Source organism: Bdellovibrionota bacterium, from assembly GCA_035292885.1.
GTDB lineage: Bacteria > Bdellovibrionota_G > JALEGL01 > JALEGL01 > DATDPG01 > DATDPG01.
In genome coordinates, this window is the sequence record DATDPG010000164.1 from 1 (window position 1) to 17363 (window position 17363).

Consider the following 17363-nt stretch of genomic DNA (forward strand, 5'->3'; position numbering starts at 1 on the left):
AACGCCCGAATGTCCCGTGGCCAGCGAATGGGCCCGAAGAAGCATCATTCCCCGAACCACTGACTTCGGAAGGGGATCTCCGACGCCGACGGAGTGGCTCCGAATGATATTCAACTGCAACTGGTCCAGCTTATCCTTGGGAATTCGGACGTTCTTGAGACTCCCGAAGCCGGTATTAATGCTGTAAACGGGCCGGTCGTTTCGATCGATCATTTTCTCGACGGTGCGCCGTCCGTTTTGAATTCTCTCTCGAGCCGCGGCGGGGATTCGCACCTTTCTCGATCCATCGGCGACGTCTCTAAGCTGTTCGGGCGTTAGCGGTGCGATTCCAATCTCAATTTCTGCTTCCATTTCCTCCTCAACTTTCACAGCGCAGGGAGCCGACAAAATGAGTGGCCCCGGCGCTACCGACACCGATCACGACAACCGTGCCGTCCGCCGGAACCGTCAATCCTTGGCCGGCCAAGTCGAACGAAAGTGGAGCCACCACCGTCGAGTGTCCCGGAAGCTCGACCGAACCGATCAAGGATCCGAGCTGGTTCGCATCCAGCGTGTATTGGGCGGAGTGGCCCTGCGGATCGACGAACATGGCCCAAAGCGAAACCAGCGTGACACTCGATCCCGACAGCGCCACCATTCGAGCTTCACTCGAACAGGTTCCGGAAGAAGCCAAGGCCGGGTTCGGTGCGAACTCAATTTCGGAAGAGCTGGAAGAGAGCCCCCCGCCACCGCATTGAACCAAAAGACCGAGTAAACTTCCCATTCCCGCAAGGAAGAGAACCGCCTCCCGCTTCCGTCTTCCGAACACGCGTGCATTCTTATAACGAACCTCCGCCATCCGGGCAATGCAGATGGGAACTCCGCACAGCGCGCTTGACAAGGCGAATGGAGTCAACCTAGGATGCGCCCTCCAAACGGCAGGAAGTATTCGGAGGAGTTCATGACCAAAGCGGAACTGATCGAACGCGTTTTTAAAGACAATAAGCCACGAAGAATCTCTCGCGTAGCCATTACCGAAATGATCGACGGCACGTTCGATCTCTTGGCCAAAGGGATCAAACGGGACGGCAAATTCACCTATCCCGGTTTCGGTGCTTTCACGCTGCGTAAACGCAAGGCGCGAACGGGCCGCAATCCGAAGACCGGCGAGCCGATCATGATTGAAGCACGCCGAGCCATCGCGTTTCGGCCCGCCCCGTTACTAAAGCAATCCCTTCGCTAGAACCTGTTTTGCGCCTCAAGAGGCGCTATGTTAGGTTCGCCTCGATGATCGAACTCGCCATCCGAAAAGGGGACGAGGAGATGATGAAATATCTCCTCAAAAAGGAAACGACCACGATCGGTCGGTCCAATCAAAACGACATTTGCCTCCCCGATGCCACGGTATCCCGCGTCCATCTGACGATTCTCCGCCAAGGCGACCAGTACCTCGCCACGGACCGGTCCACCAACGGCACCTTCGTCAACAACAAACGAATCACCAGTCATGAATTGAAGCCGAACGATCAGATCCGCGTCGGCAATTGGACGATTATTTTCGGCTCCACCGTGGAAGAACCGGAGGAGAAAACCGTCGTTCTCTCCGACCGCGACCCCACTCGGGTCCTCTCCTTTCGGCCGGAAAAGAATGAGCTGGTGTTTGAGCGGGCTCTTTTGGAACGGATGGGCACCGGAACCCCTCCCTACCCCATCGGCAAATCGATCGTCACCATCGGAAAATCCAAGGCGAACGACATCGTCATCACGGACGAATTCGTTTCGACGTTTCATTGCAAGATCGAAAACCGGAAGGGAATTTTCTATCTCAAGGACCTGGGCAGCACCAACGGCACGCTGCTCAACGGGCAGAAGGTGATTGAAACCGCGCTGCCGTTCAATTCGACGATTGAAATCGGACAAACAAAGCTACGGCTCTTTTCGTTGCAGGAGGTCCGTACCGTCGAAGCGATGAAAGATTCTCAGTTCGAGGGAATTCACTCCAACAGCCCCCGCATGCGGGAAGTGTTTTCCCTCATTGCGCGCGTGGCGACTTCCGACACGACCGTTCTCATCCAGGGAGAGACGGGCGCGGGCAAGGAACTTGTCGCGCGGGCGCTCCACAACCAGAGCGGCCGTTCGGGAAAGTCGTTCGTGGCGATCAACTGCGGAGCGATTTCGCGGGATTTGGTGGAAAGCGAACTCTTCGGCCATGAGAAAGGCGCGTTTACGTCCGCGCACCAGCAACATCGCGGAGTTTTCGAACAGGCCAACGGCGGCACCCTCTTTCTCGATGAAGTCGGCGAACTTCCGCTCGACCTCCAGCCCAAATTGTTGCGCGTGCTCGAAACGGGCGAGATCAAGCGAGTCGGCGGCACGCAATTGATCGACGTGGACGTTCGCGTCGTCGCGGCCACCAATCGCGATCTCGCCGGAGAGGTCCGAAAAGGAAAATTTAGGGAGGATTTATTCTTTCGATTGTTCGTCGTGCCGATCAAGCTGCCGCCGTTGAGGGAGCGGCCCGAGGATATTCCCTTGCTGGTCAACCACTTCCTCAAACAGGAGCTCGCGTCCAGTAAATCGAGGGCGCTCAAGAAAGTGGAGCCCGCGGCGATGGACCGCCTGGTCGACTATCCCTGGCCCGGAAACATTCGGGAACTTAAGAACGTGATCAGCCGGGCGGTACTCGAATGCAAAACCGACACGATCGGCCCCGGCGACCTGCAATTCACTCCCCTGGGTGTACGCGATCTGACGGCACATGATTTTAATGAAGACGAGGGACCGGCGGCCGTTTCCCGTTCCCTCAAAGACGTGGAACGCGATCGCATCCTCACGGAACTCCGACGGAATCGTTGGAACAAGAAGGCCACGGCGAAAGTCCTCGGCATCGCGAAATCGACGCTCCACGAGAAGATTCGAAAGTATAATATTCAGGAAGATTAGGCGCTTCAGTCAAACATTTTTTTACGTAGCGTTGCGGGTGGCGAGGCGGGGGTCCCCATTGCGAGCAAACGGCGCAGCAATGGGGGTGCACGCCGAGACCGGAGCCCGTAACGCTACGATTTCTACTTCAGATCTTGTTTGAGATTGGCTGAAGCCCGGAAGACGACGGTCTTGGAAGCCGGGATCATCATCTCTTCGCCGCTCTGGGGATTTCGGCCTTTGCGCTCCTTGCGCTTCTTGACCGCGAAGGTTCCGAACCCGGGATAGGTAAATCGTTTGCCGCGCCGAATGGCGAGCGAGAGATTATCGAACAGGCTTTCGACCAAATCGGAGGCGGCGGCCTTGGAAATGCTGCGATGTTTGTGATTGGTCGCGATCTTCTCGATCAATTCCTGTTTCGTCATACATCCTCCGGGAAAGCATGCGGTATACCGGAGCAAATCGACTCCTGTCAAGCAGCTCCCGCGAGATTGGCCTTCTCTTGCCCATGGAACCGGCGAATGCGATAATTCCGATCTTCACCTATGAAATCACAACACCTTTTTTGGTTCTGCCTTTTCTTCATTCTCCCATCCTGCGCGCCGAAAGAGTTCAATGAACCGGGGATCCTCCCCGCCACGTCCGAACCGACGAAGAAATCGTTCGTCGGGAGCTACGGCGACGTATGGAATGCGACCCTCTCCGCGCTTCAATCCAAGAAATATACGGTCGGCAGTGCTTCCCGCGACAGCGGCGCCATCACGACCGATTGGATTCTGGGAAAATCGGACCGTCTGTATTCCGGATACGGCGACACGCGAATCCCGTACAACATTCGTTTCAAATTGACGCTCCACCTTCGGCCGTCGAGGTCGGGAGTGGAAGTTAAAGTGAGCAACGAGGAACAATATTATTCCGACTCCGTGACGGCAGGGACCGATTTCACCGGTTCCCTGTACCAATGGCTCCCGACGGAAAGCTCCCGCGCGAAAGAAGGCGGCCTTTTGGCGGAAATTGAAACCCAGTTGGCCGCCCGAAAAAGCGGAGCGAATAAGTAAAAATACTCGGACCGGATGACGTCTGCGTCCCCCACTCGCCGTTTTGGAAAATACACGCTGGTCTCCAAGCTCGGAATGGGGGGCATGGCCGAAGTCTATAAGGCGGAGTATCTAGGCAACCCCAACATCGTCGTCGCCATCAAGCGGATTCTTCCCCAGTTCTCCCAGGACAAAAAACTGATCAATATGCTCGTGAACGAAGCGCGGCTCACGGTCGGGCTTTCGCAACCCAACATCGTCCCCGTCCTCGATTTTGGAATCATCGATGGTGACTACTTCCTCGCCATGGAGTACGTGCGGGGAAAGGATCTCAAGTCGATCATGATCCGGGCCAAGACCCGTAAGGCCGACCTACCGATCCCGATGGTTCTGTTCATTCTCCGCCAAGTATTGGCGGGACTCGATCACGCCCACAACAAACGGGACAACTTCGACCGTCCCCTTCAAATCATTCATCGGGATATCTCCCCCCAAAACATCATCGTCTCGCTCTGGGGTCAGGTGAAGATTCTCGATTTCGGTATCGCCAAAGCGGCTTCGATGGCGAGTGAGACGCAGGCCGGAATCTTGAAGGGCAAATTCAGTTACATGTCGCCGGAGCAGGCCCAGGGCGAGGACGTCGACGTCCGGACCGACATTTATTCCTCGGGTATCGTTCTGTGGGAAATGCTGACGCTGGAAAGCTGCTTCCAGGCTGAAACCGACATCAAGCTGTTGGAACGGGTGCGAAACGGCGAGATCCGCGATCCATCGGCGGTGAACAAAAAGATTCCACGGGATCTCGCAGCGATCGTGATGCAGGCGTTGGAGAAAAAGCCGCGAAAGCGCTTTCAAACCGCCGCCGAGTTCGCTTCCGCTCTCGAAGCGTTTCAGAAGGACCGATTTGGCAATGTCACGGAAGCGGACCTCGCGGCTTTTGTGCGAACCATTTTTGGGATCACACCGGATGAAGTCCCCGCCGTGGCGGCGTCCAAAAAAGTCACCGCCAAAGACCTGTTCGCGGGTGGCATCGACCAGGCCATAGCGGACACGGTGCAGGCCAGCAGTGAAGGAATTGTCCCGATCCGGCGAAAGCGCCGGCCGGCGATTCGCTGGTCTTTACCCGACTGGGTTCCGCGAATGGCCGCGGCTCTGGCGACGGTCGCACTGGTAGGCGCATTTTTTTGGAAATTTTCTCCAAAGCACCTCTTCCGGCTTTACGATCGGCAGATCGTCCGAGCCGTGTACTGGGTGCAGCAATTTCGTACGACGGAACCAAGTGCTCAGCCGACGATTCTCGATCTGGCACTGCCCGAAGTGCCGGAACCGCTCTATGCATTACAGCTTTCGTTCGCTGTCCAAAAACAGATGAATGCGCTGCCGTTTGAGACGTTCGAGCGAGTTCGCGATCGAACGTTGGATCTTTCCTTCGACCCGCATCCCTCCGCGGCGCAGCTCAACCCCGAGCGGCCCGGGTCTTGGTCGCTGAACCAGGACGGTTATCAGATTTCGTACTCGATCCGGGATCAACCCAAAGCGATTACCATCGAGAGCATCCAGAAGCTTCATTGAGCCGGTGGAGTCTTTTTCGACTCGAACCACGCAATCCATTGTTTCGCGCAATCGTGCGGAGAGAGATTCAATTCCTTCGCCGGCGGGGCTTCCGGCACGAGTTGCGCGAGAGCGGAACATCCGCGTTCGAGCAGCACAGGATCCTCTTCTTTCAGCACGACCAAGAGCGTCTCTGCGGCCTCTTCGCCTCCGATGGAAACCAAGGCTTCCAGAATGTGTTCCCGTATCCAAAGACTCCGCCCTCGATAGAAACTCCTAGGCGACACGAGTTCCGCGCGAAGGAGGGATACCGCTTCTCGGTCCTTAAGCTCTGCCATTGCGTCGACCACGGCCGAGCGAACCACCATCGCCTTGTCCGATAAAGCTTCTCGCAAACGTGGCGCGGCCTGCGGATCTTTCATCTTGCCGAGCGCCTGCGCCGCCGCCAATCGAACCAAAAAGAGCGGATCTTTAAGCCCTTTCTCCAAAGCCAGGCGGGCCTCTTCACCCCCTAGGCGGCCCAGAGCCATTCCGGCGATCCATCTGGACTGCCAAAGAGCCGATGCGTCGACGTAAATTTCCGCCAGCGGCGGAACCGCCTCTTCCCCAATGGCAACCAGGTCCGAAAATTGGTTCGGATATTCGTCCCCCGGAGGAACCGAGGCGATGATTTCGCGAACCCGCTCGGCCGAACTCTTCGGCGTGGCCACGGGTGTCGCCGTAGGTTGCGGAGTCACTTTTGGGCCGGGCTTTGCCGGCGCGGGTGTGGGGGTGGGCGTCGGCGTGCTCTCTTCCGGAATCGGGAGAAACGTCTCTGGATCCCCGAAACGAATCGGCTCTTCCGATTCCTGTTGCGAAAAGCCTTTCGGGACGAAGGTCGCCAAGACGAACCCGATGAGGCTCGCTTGAAAGATGAGTCGTTTTCTGAGATACGTCATGATTCGATGAAAGTTCTCCTCTCCAGGCCCCGCGGATTTTGCGCCGGTGTGGTGCGCGCCATCGACACCGTTGAAATCGCGCTTCAACACTTCGGAACCCCATTGTACGTCCGCAAGGAGATTGTTCACAATCAGGCCGTCGTCGCCCAATTTCGGGCCCGAGGCGTCGAGTTCATCGATGCCCTGGACGAAGCCCCTTCCGGCAGCCTGGTGGTGTTCAGCGCCCACGGCGTATCGCCGGAGGTTCGCAAACAGGCCTCGGACCGGAACCTTCATGTCATCGACGCCACCTGCCCGCTGGTGACAAAAGTTCACGCCGAGGTCCACCGGTTCCGCAAGCAAGGGTATTCGATTCTCCTGATCGGCCACGAGGATCACGACGAAGTGCAAGGTACGTTGGGCGAGGCTCCGGAAATAATCCATGTCGTCGGCTCGGCGGAAGAGGCGGACAGAGTTCAGGTTCCCAATCCGAACAAGGTCGTCGCTCTCACACAGACGACGTTAAGCGTGGACGAGGCCAGCATCATCATCGACGCGCTTCGTAAACGGTTCCCTAAACTGGAGACACCCGCGAAGGATGATATTTGTTACGCCACGCAGAATCGCCAAGACGCCGTAAAAGCGCTGGTCAGCCAAGGAATCCACCTGTTGCTGGTCGTCGGCTCGCAAAACAGCTCCAATTCCGTTCGACTTTGCGAGGTCGCCGAAGCCTTGGGCGTGGAGGCGCATCTCATCGATCGGGCGGCCGAAATTGACCCGAAGTGGTTAGAAGGAACGGAAGCGATCGGCCTGACGGCGGGTGCATCCGCACCCGAATATATCGTCCAGGAAGTTATCCGTTGGTTGGAACAACAGGGTGCCAAGACCGAGGAACTCGACCTCATTCAGGAAGACGTCAATTTCGCTTTGCCCACGGAGCTGACCCAATTGGTCGACAGTCAAGAGCTGCGCCTGCTTCCGACGGCGGCGGCGGGCTAAAAAAGTAAACCGGGAACCCTCTTCCGAAGATTCCCGGTCCCTTCGATTCCTGACGACCCCCAACGTACCGCTGTCAGGGCAACCTCATTTCCCTCTTACTTCAAAAAAGTTGGGGACTCCCGCCAGTCTCTCCATAACCCGGAAGCCCCCGCTTCCCCGTGTTTGATCTTGTGATGTGCAGCGATTGTGCCACCGATCTTGAATTTTGAGTTTCAGTAATATCGATTAGTTACGTGGCCATCGGTGTGCAGAATGGAATCGTTTTGACACCGACAAAACGCACCGCTGGGTGCGTTTTGATCCCAAACGAAAACTAAAACCGAACGGAATCGTCCGCCCGATGATCAAGAGCTGCCCGAAGATCGTTCAAGAGATCGTCGGCGTGTTCAATTCCTACCGAAAGCCGGATAAATCCGTCCGTTATGCCAAGTTTTCCCCTTACGTCCGGCGGAAGGCTCGCGTGCGTCATGATGGCGGGGTGCTCAATGAGAGACTCGACACCCCCCAAACTTTCCGCGAGCGTGAAGATCTTCAGTGACGAGAGAAACTTTTTTGTCTGTTGAAGATTTAACTTGAGCCGCGCGCTGATCATTCCGCCGAAATCTTTCATCTGTTTTTTCGCCAGGGCATGTTGCGGATGGGAGGCGAGTCCGGGGTAAAACACCTGTTCCACTTTCGGATGCTTCTCCAAGAACGTGACAATCGCTTTTGCATTGGCCGTATGCCGCTCCATCCGAAGCGCCAGCGTCTTAAGTCCCCGCAACGTAAGCCAGGCATCGAACGGACCGGGAACGGCGCCGATCGAGTTCTGAAGAAAGCGGATCCGCTCGGCCAGAGCATCGTCGCCAACGGCCACCGCTCCACCCACGACGTCCGAATGGCCGCCGATATACTTCGTCGTGGAGTGAAGAACGATATCGGCGCCCAACGCGAGCGGATTCTGCAAATACGGACTGGCGAATGTATTGTCGACGACCGATAAGATTTTCTTTTTGCGCGCTTTGGAACAGATCGCCTCGATGTCGATCAGTTTAAGCAAGGGGTTCGTCGGCGTCTCGATCCAGACCATTCGGGTTTTGGCCGTAACGGTGTCATCGAACGCCTTCGGATTCGTTAAATCCACGAACGAAAAGGTGTAATTTCGCCGATGCAAAACCTTTGAAAAGAGCCGGTAGGTCCCGCCGTACACGTCGTCACAACAGACGACATGACTTCCCTCCTCCAAAAGATGAAGCAGTGTCGCGGCCGCTCCCATTCCGGAAGAGAACGCGGCGCCATGCTTCCCTCCCTCCAGGGACGCCAAGCATCGTTCCAACGCTTCGCGCGTCGGATTTCGCGTCCGGGAGTAGTCGTATCCTTTGTGTTCTCCGGGAGCCGACTGAGCATATGTGCTTGTCTGGTAAATCGGCTGGATGACGGCTCCGGTGGACGGGTCGGGAGCCTGGCCCACGTGAATCGCACGGGTTTCGAAGCGGGCTTCGTCCTTCATTGAACTCTTGCCGAAAGGTAATCGACCAAATCGATCTTCGTGACGATCCCGACGACCTTGCCGTTATCGCTGACGATCACGATCTTTCCTTCACGGAATGCCGGACCCAATTCGCCGATCCCGGCGGTGGGATCCAAGATTTTAAAGTCCTGGTCCACGTACTTGTCGATCGCTCGATCGGCCGCCTCCACATCCTTCAGCATGGCATTCAAGAGGTCCACCTCGCTGATCAGGCCGACCAGTTTTCCGCGATCCAAAACCGGAAGCTGGGAAATCGAACTTTTCTTCATCATCGCTACGACCTCTCGGACGTTGGCTCCCCGTTCCGCCGAAATGACCTTCCCGTAGCGACTTCCCAAGACGTCCCGCACCGATCCGACCGAACGCCGATCTTCCAGGAAACGGTTTTCACGCATCCACCCGTCGTCGTAAAACTTCGAGAGGTACCGCGAACCGCTGTCCGGTAGAAGAATGAGAAACGTTTTCTTGCCGGAAAGACTCTTCGCAAACTTCAAGGCTCCCGCCACGGCGCCGCCACAAGACCCGCCCACGAAGAGTCCTTCCTTTTTCGCCAGATCGCGCGCGGTTTGAAAACATTCTTTGTCGTTCACTTGAACCATCTCATCGATCATTTTGAAGTCGATGGCCCCGGGAAGAAAGTCTTCTCCGAATCCTTCCACCTTATAAGTCGTTAAAACTTTCACCAGTTTCCCGGTTTTGAAATACTCGTAAAACACCGATCCCTCGGGGTCGACACAAAGCGATTTCATTTTCGAGTTCTTTTCTTTAAGGAATTTTGTCGTGCCGCTGATGGTTCCGCCGGTTCCGGTGGCCACGACCAAATAATCGATTTTATCTCCCATCTGATCCCAAATCTCCGGACCGGTCATTCGGTAGTGCGCCTTCGCGTTGGAAGGGTTGTGGTACTGGTTTGAGTAAAATGCGTTCGGGATTTCCTGAGAAAGACGCTTGGCGACGGAGTAATAACTGCGCGGGTCATCGGGCTCGACGGCCGTCGGCGTTGTGATGACTCGCGCTCCGAAGGCACGAAGCGCTTTGATCTTTTCGTCCGAAACTTTGTCCGGCATGACAAAGACGCACTGGTATCCTTTCACCGCGCCGACCATCGCGAGCCCCATGCCGGTGTTTCCGGACGTACATTCGATGATCGTTCCGCCCGGCTTGAGTTCTCCCGAAGCCTCGGCGTCTTCCACGATTTGCAGAGCGATTCGATCCTTGATCGACGCCCCCGGATTCAAAAACTCCAGCTTCGCGTAGAACTTATGCGGCATATCCGCGCCCAGTTTGTGAAGCTTTACAATCGGCGTCTGCCCCACACACTCCAAAATGTTCTCATATATCTTAGCCACGGTTGGATCTTTTATACCTCAGCCGAAATCGGAACTCATCTTTCGTCATGCGATGCGGAGAGAATGAGGGAGAGCCTTTGGCGACGCGGGCGTCTCGGAGGCCGTCTCATCAATGGATCTAATGACGAGACGGCCGAGAGCCGAGCCGCCGATCGGCGCGTAAAGCCGATCGGACGGCGTCCCGCGGAACCAAAGGCTCTCCAGCATTCTCTCTTCTAACGCAACGGAGTTGGACTAAGGCGAGATCGAAATATTGGCGAACGGATGCTGATCCCAAATGTTCGGCGTGTACCCTTTGACGCGCGGGGAAACCGCCACGGCGATCGCATCGTAATAAAGAGGAATCACCTCCCCTTCACCTAACAAAAGGGCTTCGGCCCGCCGCAGATTACCTTTCGCCTCCGTCCAATTCGGAGCGTTGTCCGCGGAATTGAGCAGCCGATTGAAAACTTTTCTCGACGGCCCGTCGGAACGGAAGGCGTCCAAAAATCCGAACGGCCGCTCGGGCAGGACCGACACATCGTCCAGAGCCACTGCATATTCACCGCTCTTTATGATGTGCAGAAACTCTTCGGGCAGTTTTTCCGTCACGTTGACCGAGATTCCGAGCTCCCGCTTCCAAATAGCCGCCAAAGCCAGAGCGATTTTCCGGACATCCAACCCCTCCCGGTGGACCATCTCGAATGCGGGGGGCGGCTTGCATCCGGCCAAGGCGATCCCTTTGGTGCAATAACCGAGATCTCGAAGAATCTTCCGGGCCCCCGGCACATTGAACAGAAAACCTCGCGGAGCTTCGTAGCTCTTGATCCCCTCCGGAAGAATCGATAGCGCGGCTTTCTGCCCTTCTTTACCCACGCTGGCCGCGAATAATTCGCGATCGATCGCCATGGCAAGCGCCATTCGAAGTTTGAGTTGACTGGTCGGCGCCCGCCGCGGATTAACGCGGAGAAAGACTGTGCTTAGATCAGGCTGGTACACCAGACCTTTTTTCGAAGCGAATTTCAAAAAATCGTTTCGCTGGACCGAAAAATCCCGATAGCCGAACTGATCGACCTGGCCGTCCAAAAACATCTGCGTTCCTTCTTCTCGGCTGGCAACCAGATGTACGTGCACTTCACCGAGCTGGATTCTTCCGGCCCAGCGATGATGCGGATTCTTTTTGAGGATGTGAACAAGTTCCCCTTTTGCGGCCGGCAAGAAAGGCCCGCTTCCAACCCAATTCTCCGGGCGCCACCAATTTGTGGGATGTCGTTCGAGCATTTCCCGGTGAACCGGAGCCGTGGCCGGCTGTGTGAGAAAATCGAGCAAAAATGCATTAGGCGAGCTCAGGTCGAAAATCACGGTTCGGTCGCCGTCGGTCCGAATTCCCAGCTGTGCCGGGAGCATTATCGCCCCCTCGTGATAGTCCTCAGCCCCCTTGATCGACGTCAAAAAGTCGGCCACCCAGGCGTCGGTCGATGCAGAGAGAAGTCTCCGGAGCGAATAAACGAAATCCTCGGCCTTTACCTTTTCGCCGTTCGACCAAAAAAGATCGGCCCGAAGCAGAAATTTGATCCGAAGTCCGTCATCCGAGACCGTGTAGCTTTCGGCGGCTAGAGGTAGGACGTTCCCGGTTTGGGGATCCCGAAAGAGAAGCGGCTCCACAAGATTCGAAACAAGCAGGAGTTCCGCGTTGGTTTCCGCGGCGACCGGATCGAATGTTTCGATCGGGCCGGCCACGGCGACGCGATAGACCCGCTTCGGTGCGCTTGCCACCGCCGGCGCGGGCGCCGGCGCCTTTTGATCGCCCGCTGCAATCGCCGCGAAACCGAGAGCTAGGCAAAATGCGTAGCCAACGATTCGAGCGCCTTGCGGGCCTTTCGGACGCGGCTCACATCTTGTTCGAGAATCGCACATAAGTACTCATGGTGATTTTGGGAAATTTTCTTAAAGATGTCGGGCGAAGTTCCTTTCTTCAGTTCGATCGCTTGCCAAAAGATATCTTTATCCATGCTGACCGAATGCCCGATTAAGTCGTCCGCAACGCGGTAGAGAAACTCGATCCCTTCAAACGCGCACGGTTGAACGACCAGCTGGACATTTCGTTGTTTGCCCACATTTTCGATCTCCTCCCGGTTCGGCTCGACGTCCGCCGGTTGCAAAAAAAGGACGACGCTGAACAGACGATTCGGATCCCCAAACTGGTCGAGCTTCACGCGGCCTCTCCTCGAACGATCCCGATCGCACAATTTTCAAGATCGAACACGTCCGCGGCGGCGGCGCGCACCCGCTCGGGAGTAACCGCGTCGATGTACCGATCGTATTCCGTAACCGCCTGTAACCCCCGACCGGTGATGAATTGTTGCAGATACGCGTAGGCGATCGCGCGGTTTCCCTGAAGTCCGATGGCGTGGCTGCCGCGCGTGTACGCCTTCGCCGTCCGAACCTCTTCTGCCGTGGGAGCGCGCCTCTTCGTCCGCTCCAACTCGAACATCAAGAGATCCCGTACATCTTTCTCTTTTTCCGGCGAACAGCCAACATAGGTGAAGAATGCCCCTCCGCGCATCAGGCCTATGTTGAATGCCGTGACCGTATAGGCCAGCGCCCTCCTTTCCCGGAGCTCGTGGAACAGTGACCCTCCCATCCCCGAAAGATGGTTCCGCAGGACTTCCAATGCGAAATAACGGTCGTCCCGAAGACTGACGCCGTTGAATCCGAGGACAACCCCCGTCTGCTTCCGGTCGCGCGTTTCGACCTTTTCTCTCATTCCGCGGTTGGGAACGACGGGAAAGAGCTGCGCCCTCGGCTCCAGGTCGGCGTCGCCCGTAACCGAAAATCGCCTGCGAACCAGTTCGATCGCCCGCTCCCGTTCGACGTCCCCGACGATCGCCACAACCATTTTCTTCCACGTAAACGTCTCCGAGTACCACTCCCACAATTGTTTTCGCGAGAAGTTGCGCACCGATGCCTCCGTTCCCTGGCGGGGGAGGCCGTACGGGTGAAGGCCGAAGAGTGACTGATAGAAGAGCTCGATCGGGTATCGAAACATGTCGTCCCGAATTCTCTGAATCTTCGCCAAGGCCGACGTCCGCTCCTTTTCGATCTCGGCTTCGGGCAACGTCGGCCGAAGCATGACATCGCAGAGAAGATCCATCGCCGTTTCCAGGTTTCGAGAAAGCACGTTGGTCGAATATCCGAAAAGATCCGCCGTCGATTCCACCTGAATCGAGCTTCCCAACGACTCCATTTCAAACGCGATTTCATCCGCCGTCCGATTTTCCGTTCCCTTGAGCGTCGAACGAAGAACGAACTGCGTGATCCCGCAGTTGTCGACCGTTTCATCCAGACGTCCCCCGGGGAAATAGACGGCGATTGTGGCGAGAGGCAAGGCTCCCGTCCGCAGATGAAGAAGCGTCCCCCCTCCGTCCAGCGGAATGGCCTCGATCCCTCGGCCGATCGGCTCCGTCACGCCTTGGGGCAACTGAAGCTCCGGAGCCTTCGGAGCGCTCGCGGGTTTCATCACCGGACCCAGCTTTTCCACCAATCCGGAGACCCGCTTGCGCAAATTCTCGAGCCGGTCGTCCACCTTCGCACCCTGACCCACCGATTTCGGCACGTATTCCAAGAGATTCATCATGGAGAACGCGCAATATTGCTCCGCCACGCGAACCACTTCCGCGGGCGTCACCGCTCGCATCTTCTGCACGTACTCCACCGCTTTTGGGTACCCTCCGAGCGACTCAAAAAAAGCCAATCCGTACGCCTGGCCCATCACATCCTCTCGTTCGGAAAAGAAATTGGCTTCGATGATGTTCCGGATTTTGGAGACCTCCTCGATCGATGGAGGGTCCCGCCGAAGCCGCTCCATTTCCACCCACAGCTCCTCCTCGCAAACGGCGATCTTTTCCGGTTTGAGTTCGGCTTCCATCGTGAAAAACCCGACGTCCTTCGACGCATAAAGCGATGATCCGATCGAATCGACGATCCCTTTTTCCTCCCGAAGCGAGCGGTAGAGACGTGAACTCCGACCCCGTCCCAAAAGCGTGCTCAAGAACGTCATGGCGTAGTAGTCCGGATGCGTGATCGGCGGAGATTGAAATCCCATCTTCACCAAAACCCGGGACAGGTCGCCCAAGAGACGGGACATCTTCGGCTCTTTTTGCACCGGTTCGACCGGCGAAACCTCGTGCCGTACGTTCCCCTCCGGCATCATTCCATACCGCCGTTCGACCTCCGCCATCACCGATTTCTGATTCACGTCCCCCACAACGACCAATGTGATGTTGGCGGGGCGGTAATAACGATTGTAATATTCCACGACCGCATCGCGGCTGAACCGGCGAATCTCCTCTTCCCTCCCCATTCGCCACCGCCTGATTCGATGTCTTTCGAACGCCATCTCGAGAAGCTTTTCCCAAGCGTACGGATTGGGATTGTCGTATTTTCGCTTCAGCTCCTCGATGACGACCTCCTTCTCCCGCGTCATTTCTTCGGCATCGAAGAGCGGGTTAAGCAGCGCATCGGACTGGATATCCAGCGCCTGGTTCACGCTGCCGGACGGAACCACGGTGAAATAGTACGTATGGTCGTAAATCGTCGACGCGTTTAAATACCCGCCGATCGCCTTGGTCTCCTGCGCGATGATCCCGACGCCGCGCTTGGGCGTCCCCTTAAAGAAAAGATGTTCGATGTAGTGCGAAATTCCGGTCAGTTCGTCCGGTTCGTTGAAATATCCGACACCGACCCAGGTCAGAACACACGCGAGAGGCAATCGGCGGTCCGGTTTTACGAGAACCGTAAGGCCGTTCCCGAGTTTTCGCTTTTCAACGCCCGTCAGCAACTTGCGTCATCGTAACACGACTTGAAAATCGTGCAGATGATTTTGCCACTCCGCTTCCGTACCCCTCGCCCGCCGATCGACCAGTTTCAAAATCAAAGAAGTCGCCGGAATGACGTAAATAAAACATCCGGCGATGAAAAGGCCATACTCGCCGATCCACCAGGTCACGGTGAGAATAAACGCCAGCACACCGTAATAAAGGCCAACGCCAAAGAGACCCCGAAGCGGCCATACCCGAATCCCGCGATCTCGAAAGCCGGGCCCGAACCACCTTTTTTCGATCCGCTGATAAAGGAACATCGCCACCAAGCCGATCAGCCCCCATCCCAGGGCGTTGGAGAGCGGCACGCCGAAGTAATGTCCTTCGTATTCATAATAGTAGATTTTTCCCAAGAACCACCTCTCCCCGCGGAGCGCCGCAGGGTCGATAACGAAATCAATCATCATCATGTAGACGGAGGTTAGAAAAAGTACGCTCCAACTCCAGCGGATTCGAAACGTATCCGCCACTTGGACGTCGCCCTTTTGAATTCGGAGCGGAGCGAGGGAAAACAGGGCGAGAGAAAACGAAGCGAACAAAAGAAACGTATACGAGAGCGAATCCATGAACGGAACGTTGCCGATGTAGAGTTCCTGACCGCGCGTGATGCCGGTGTAATGATAGAGGCCGTAGGGGAAGCCGGTCCGCGTGGAAGAGATCTCCGACAGGAACGCGATCGCCCAAACAACGCCGAAGAACGTGAACGTCCGCCAGAGCCCCATCGAGATGATGCCGGTCAGGAGAAACGCGGCTAAAAAAGTGAACACGTACGGGCGTAAAGCGACTGTTTTGAAGAAAAGAATCAGGACATGCATGGGTCAGAATCTGCCGAACGACTGCTCAAAAAGCCCGAAAAATCGGTAGATCGACCATCCAGCCAAGAACTTAACCCGCAGGAATAGCACTGTTTTCTTTCTTACTCCGCCTTGGCACATCCCTTGTGAAAGCAGATTGAGTCGTGCTTAAGAATCTTTCAAGACCGGCCGCGTTGTATTCACTCCTGACGCTGATCGCATGTGGCGGCCCGGAACCGCTTCCCCCAAAAACTGGCGACCCGCAAAATCAGGCGGCTCTTGGAACCACACCCTGTGCCGCCGGCTATCAAGGAACGGATACCGACGGCGATGAAATTCCCGACCAATGCGAACAGCTCTTGGGCACCGATCCGAACAATCCGGACTGCAATGGGAACGGTATACCGGACGGCATGGATAACCCGATCGATTGCAGCCACAAACCCGCGGATGAGTGCGACGTCGCCTGCCAGGACAATAAGAATCGGATGTACAATGAATTGGCGAATTCACTAATGCTGGGTTCTTCAGCTATGGCCAGAAGCGCCCCGGCCGGACATACCGTTTCGGTAGACAAACAACAAATGGCCTTTGGCCCGCTCAAGAACATCACACACCCAAAATTTCAACCAACTCTAAGAGGGGACTCAAAGTGCGACACCCCCAACAACGTATTCTTCCTGGTACAAGGCAAAGTCGACGGAAAGGCCGCGACCATCGAGTTTTGCGGAGATATTGAGACAAGCAAGCTTCCCGGCGTTACGGACGCAACCGACAAAACAGCGGACCCGTTAGATGGTTCATCGCTCAAACTGTGGAAAATTGGCAATGCTGACGGCAAGAAGTTTGACCCGGGCGCACTGCAGGTCAATAACATCGATGTCACTCAAACCTTCGATAAACTCAATATCAGTGGGGCCGTCGACCCCTGTTACGGCATAACGAACGACCCAAATTGTTCGGGCAATCACATAATTTTTCTAAATCTTCACATGGAACTCTCAAGTAGTTACAAAATAGAGTTCTCAGGAATTTATAAGAACGAGGAAGTGACGGGGAAAACGGAGAAAATTGTAAAGGATTGGGTCCGAACAGTTGACATGGCCACGAAGGCAGAGGCTTCTTACTCACCGGGATACCTCGGATTCTGGGTAAATGGACCCACAAGCGCCCCTACTTACTAGAACCGTTTCTTGCGTTCAGAAAAAATCTGGGCGATTGGTAACCAATGCACGGCCTCCATCACGACATCGGGTTTCGGTATGTCGTTTTTTCCCTGATCCTTGAAGTCATTTTCCTCGGGTTCTGCACGCTCTTTGTCGGCCTCGGCGTTTCCGAGCTCAAAAAGCACAAACCCTTTCTCCCCAACGCCGGCCTCATCGGCCTCGGCTTTTGCCTCGCGGGCTTAAGCCTTTATGTCACCAAGCTCCTGATCGAAGGTTGACT

At 56.0% G+C, this 17363-nt stretch carries 18 protein-coding genes; 7 read left to right on the top strand and 11 right to left on the bottom strand.

What is annotated here, in order from left to right:
* A partial coding sequence (locus tag VI895_11840) for an aromatic amino acid lyase (GenBank protein HLG20490.1) occupies positions 1-351 on the bottom strand: 351 nt, incomplete at its 3' end.
* A 7-nt stretch (positions 352-358) separates the two neighbouring features.
* Entirely contained in the window at positions 359-808 is a 450-nt protein-coding gene (locus VI895_11845) for a hypothetical protein (GenBank protein HLG20491.1), read from the bottom strand.
* 132 nt (positions 809-940) lie between these two features.
* Here VI895_11845 and VI895_11850 point away from each other — a divergent pair, with 132 nt between their 5' ends.
* Together VI895_11850 and VI895_11855 are read left to right on the top strand one after the other, a co-directional pair.
* The gene (locus tag VI895_11850; GenBank protein ID HLG20492.1) at positions 941-1222 is read left to right on the top strand and encodes an HU family DNA-binding protein; all 282 of its coding nucleotides are present in this window, start codon (positions 941-943) and stop codon (positions 1220-1222) included.
* A gap of 44 nt (positions 1223-1266) precedes the next feature.
* Complete coding sequence (locus VI895_11855) at positions 1267-2922, top strand: sigma 54-interacting transcriptional regulator (GenBank protein ID HLG20493.1); 1656 nt, start codon at positions 1267-1269, stop codon at positions 2920-2922.
* A 122-nt stretch (positions 2923-3044) separates the two neighbouring features.
* On the opposite strand, the gene VI895_11860 is transcribed toward VI895_11855, so the two are convergent.
* Positions 3045-3326 carry an HU family DNA-binding protein gene (locus VI895_11860; protein ID HLG20494.1) on the bottom strand — a complete coding sequence of 94 codons (282 nt, stop codon included), beginning with the start codon at positions 3324-3326 and terminating at the stop codon, positions 3045-3047.
* Positions 3327-3446: 120 nt separating this feature from the next.
* On the opposite strand from VI895_11860, the gene bamC reads away from it, so the two are divergent.
* Together bamC and VI895_11870 are read left to right on the top strand one after the other, a co-directional pair.
* Complete coding sequence (gene bamC, locus VI895_11865) at positions 3447-3959, top strand: outer membrane protein assembly factor BamC (GenBank protein ID HLG20495.1); 513 nt, start codon at positions 3447-3449, stop codon at positions 3957-3959.
* A 15-nt stretch (positions 3960-3974) separates the two neighbouring features.
* The gene (locus tag VI895_11870) at positions 3975-5510 is read left to right on the top strand and encodes a serine/threonine-protein kinase (GenBank protein ID HLG20496.1); all 1536 of its coding nucleotides are present in this window, start codon (positions 3975-3977) and stop codon (positions 5508-5510) included.
* Here the strand turns inward: VI895_11870 and VI895_11875 are convergent.
* A complete protein-coding gene (locus VI895_11875) occupies positions 5504-6427 on the bottom strand; it encodes a HEAT repeat domain-containing protein (protein ID HLG20497.1) in 924 nt (307 codons plus the stop codon). The genes VI895_11870 and VI895_11875 overlap by 7 nt on opposite strands.
* 6 nt (positions 6428-6433) lie before the next feature.
* Here VI895_11875 and ispH point away from each other — a divergent pair, with 6 nt between their 5' ends.
* A complete protein-coding gene (ispH, locus tag VI895_11880; protein HLG20498.1) occupies positions 6434-7405 on the top strand; it encodes a 4-hydroxy-3-methylbut-2-enyl diphosphate reductase in 972 nt (323 codons plus the stop codon).
* 313 nt (positions 7406-7718) lie between these two features.
* Here ispH and VI895_11885 read toward each other — a convergent pair whose 3' ends face one another.
* From VI895_11885 to VI895_11915, 7 genes are read right to left on the bottom strand one after another with little or no spacing between them, the layout of a single operon-like run.
* Positions 7719-8894 carry a cystathionine gamma-synthase gene (locus tag VI895_11885; GenBank protein ID HLG20499.1) on the bottom strand — a complete coding sequence of 392 codons (1176 nt, stop codon included), beginning with the start codon at positions 8892-8894 and terminating at the stop codon, positions 7719-7721.
* On the bottom strand, positions 8891-10264 hold the full coding sequence (locus VI895_11890; GenBank protein HLG20500.1) for a pyridoxal-phosphate dependent enzyme: 1374 nt from the start codon (positions 10262-10264) through the stop codon (positions 8891-8893). Before VI895_11890 ends, VI895_11885 begins: the two co-directional genes overlap by 4 nt.
* A gap of 45 nt (positions 10265-10309) precedes the next feature.
* Positions 10310-10471 (bottom strand): hypothetical protein, encoded by a 162-nt coding sequence (locus VI895_11895; protein ID HLG20501.1) that lies wholly within the window; start codon positions 10469-10471, stop codon positions 10310-10312.
* A 27-nt stretch (positions 10472-10498) separates the two neighbouring features.
* Positions 10499-12019, bottom strand: coding sequence for a peptide ABC transporter substrate-binding protein (locus tag VI895_11900; GenBank protein ID HLG20502.1), 1521 nt, complete (start codon positions 12017-12019; stop codon positions 10499-10501).
* Positions 12020-12078: 59 nt separating this feature from the next.
* Positions 12079-12459 (bottom strand): hypothetical protein, encoded by a 381-nt coding sequence (locus VI895_11905; GenBank protein ID HLG20503.1) that lies wholly within the window; start codon positions 12457-12459, stop codon positions 12079-12081.
* Entirely contained in the window at positions 12456-15083 is a 2628-nt protein-coding gene (locus VI895_11910; GenBank protein HLG20504.1) for a pitrilysin family protein, read from the bottom strand. Before VI895_11910 ends, VI895_11905 begins: the two co-directional genes overlap by 4 nt.
* Positions 15084-15089: 6 nt before the next feature.
* Complete coding sequence (locus VI895_11915; GenBank protein HLG20505.1) at positions 15090-15938, bottom strand: carotenoid biosynthesis protein; 849 nt, start codon at positions 15936-15938, stop codon at positions 15090-15092.
* A 143-nt stretch (positions 15939-16081) separates the two neighbouring features.
* On the opposite strand from VI895_11915, the gene VI895_11920 reads away from it, so the two are divergent.
* Both VI895_11920 and VI895_11925 read left to right on the top strand, forming a co-directional pair.
* Entirely contained in the window at positions 16082-17101 is a 1020-nt protein-coding gene (locus VI895_11920) for a hypothetical protein (GenBank protein HLG20506.1), read from the top strand.
* Positions 17102-17145: 44 nt separating this feature from the next.
* Positions 17146-17361 carry a hypothetical protein gene (locus VI895_11925; GenBank protein ID HLG20507.1) on the top strand — a complete coding sequence of 72 codons (216 nt, stop codon included), beginning with the start codon at positions 17146-17148 and terminating at the stop codon, positions 17359-17361.
* The last annotated feature ends 2 nt before the right edge of the window (positions 17362-17363 follow it).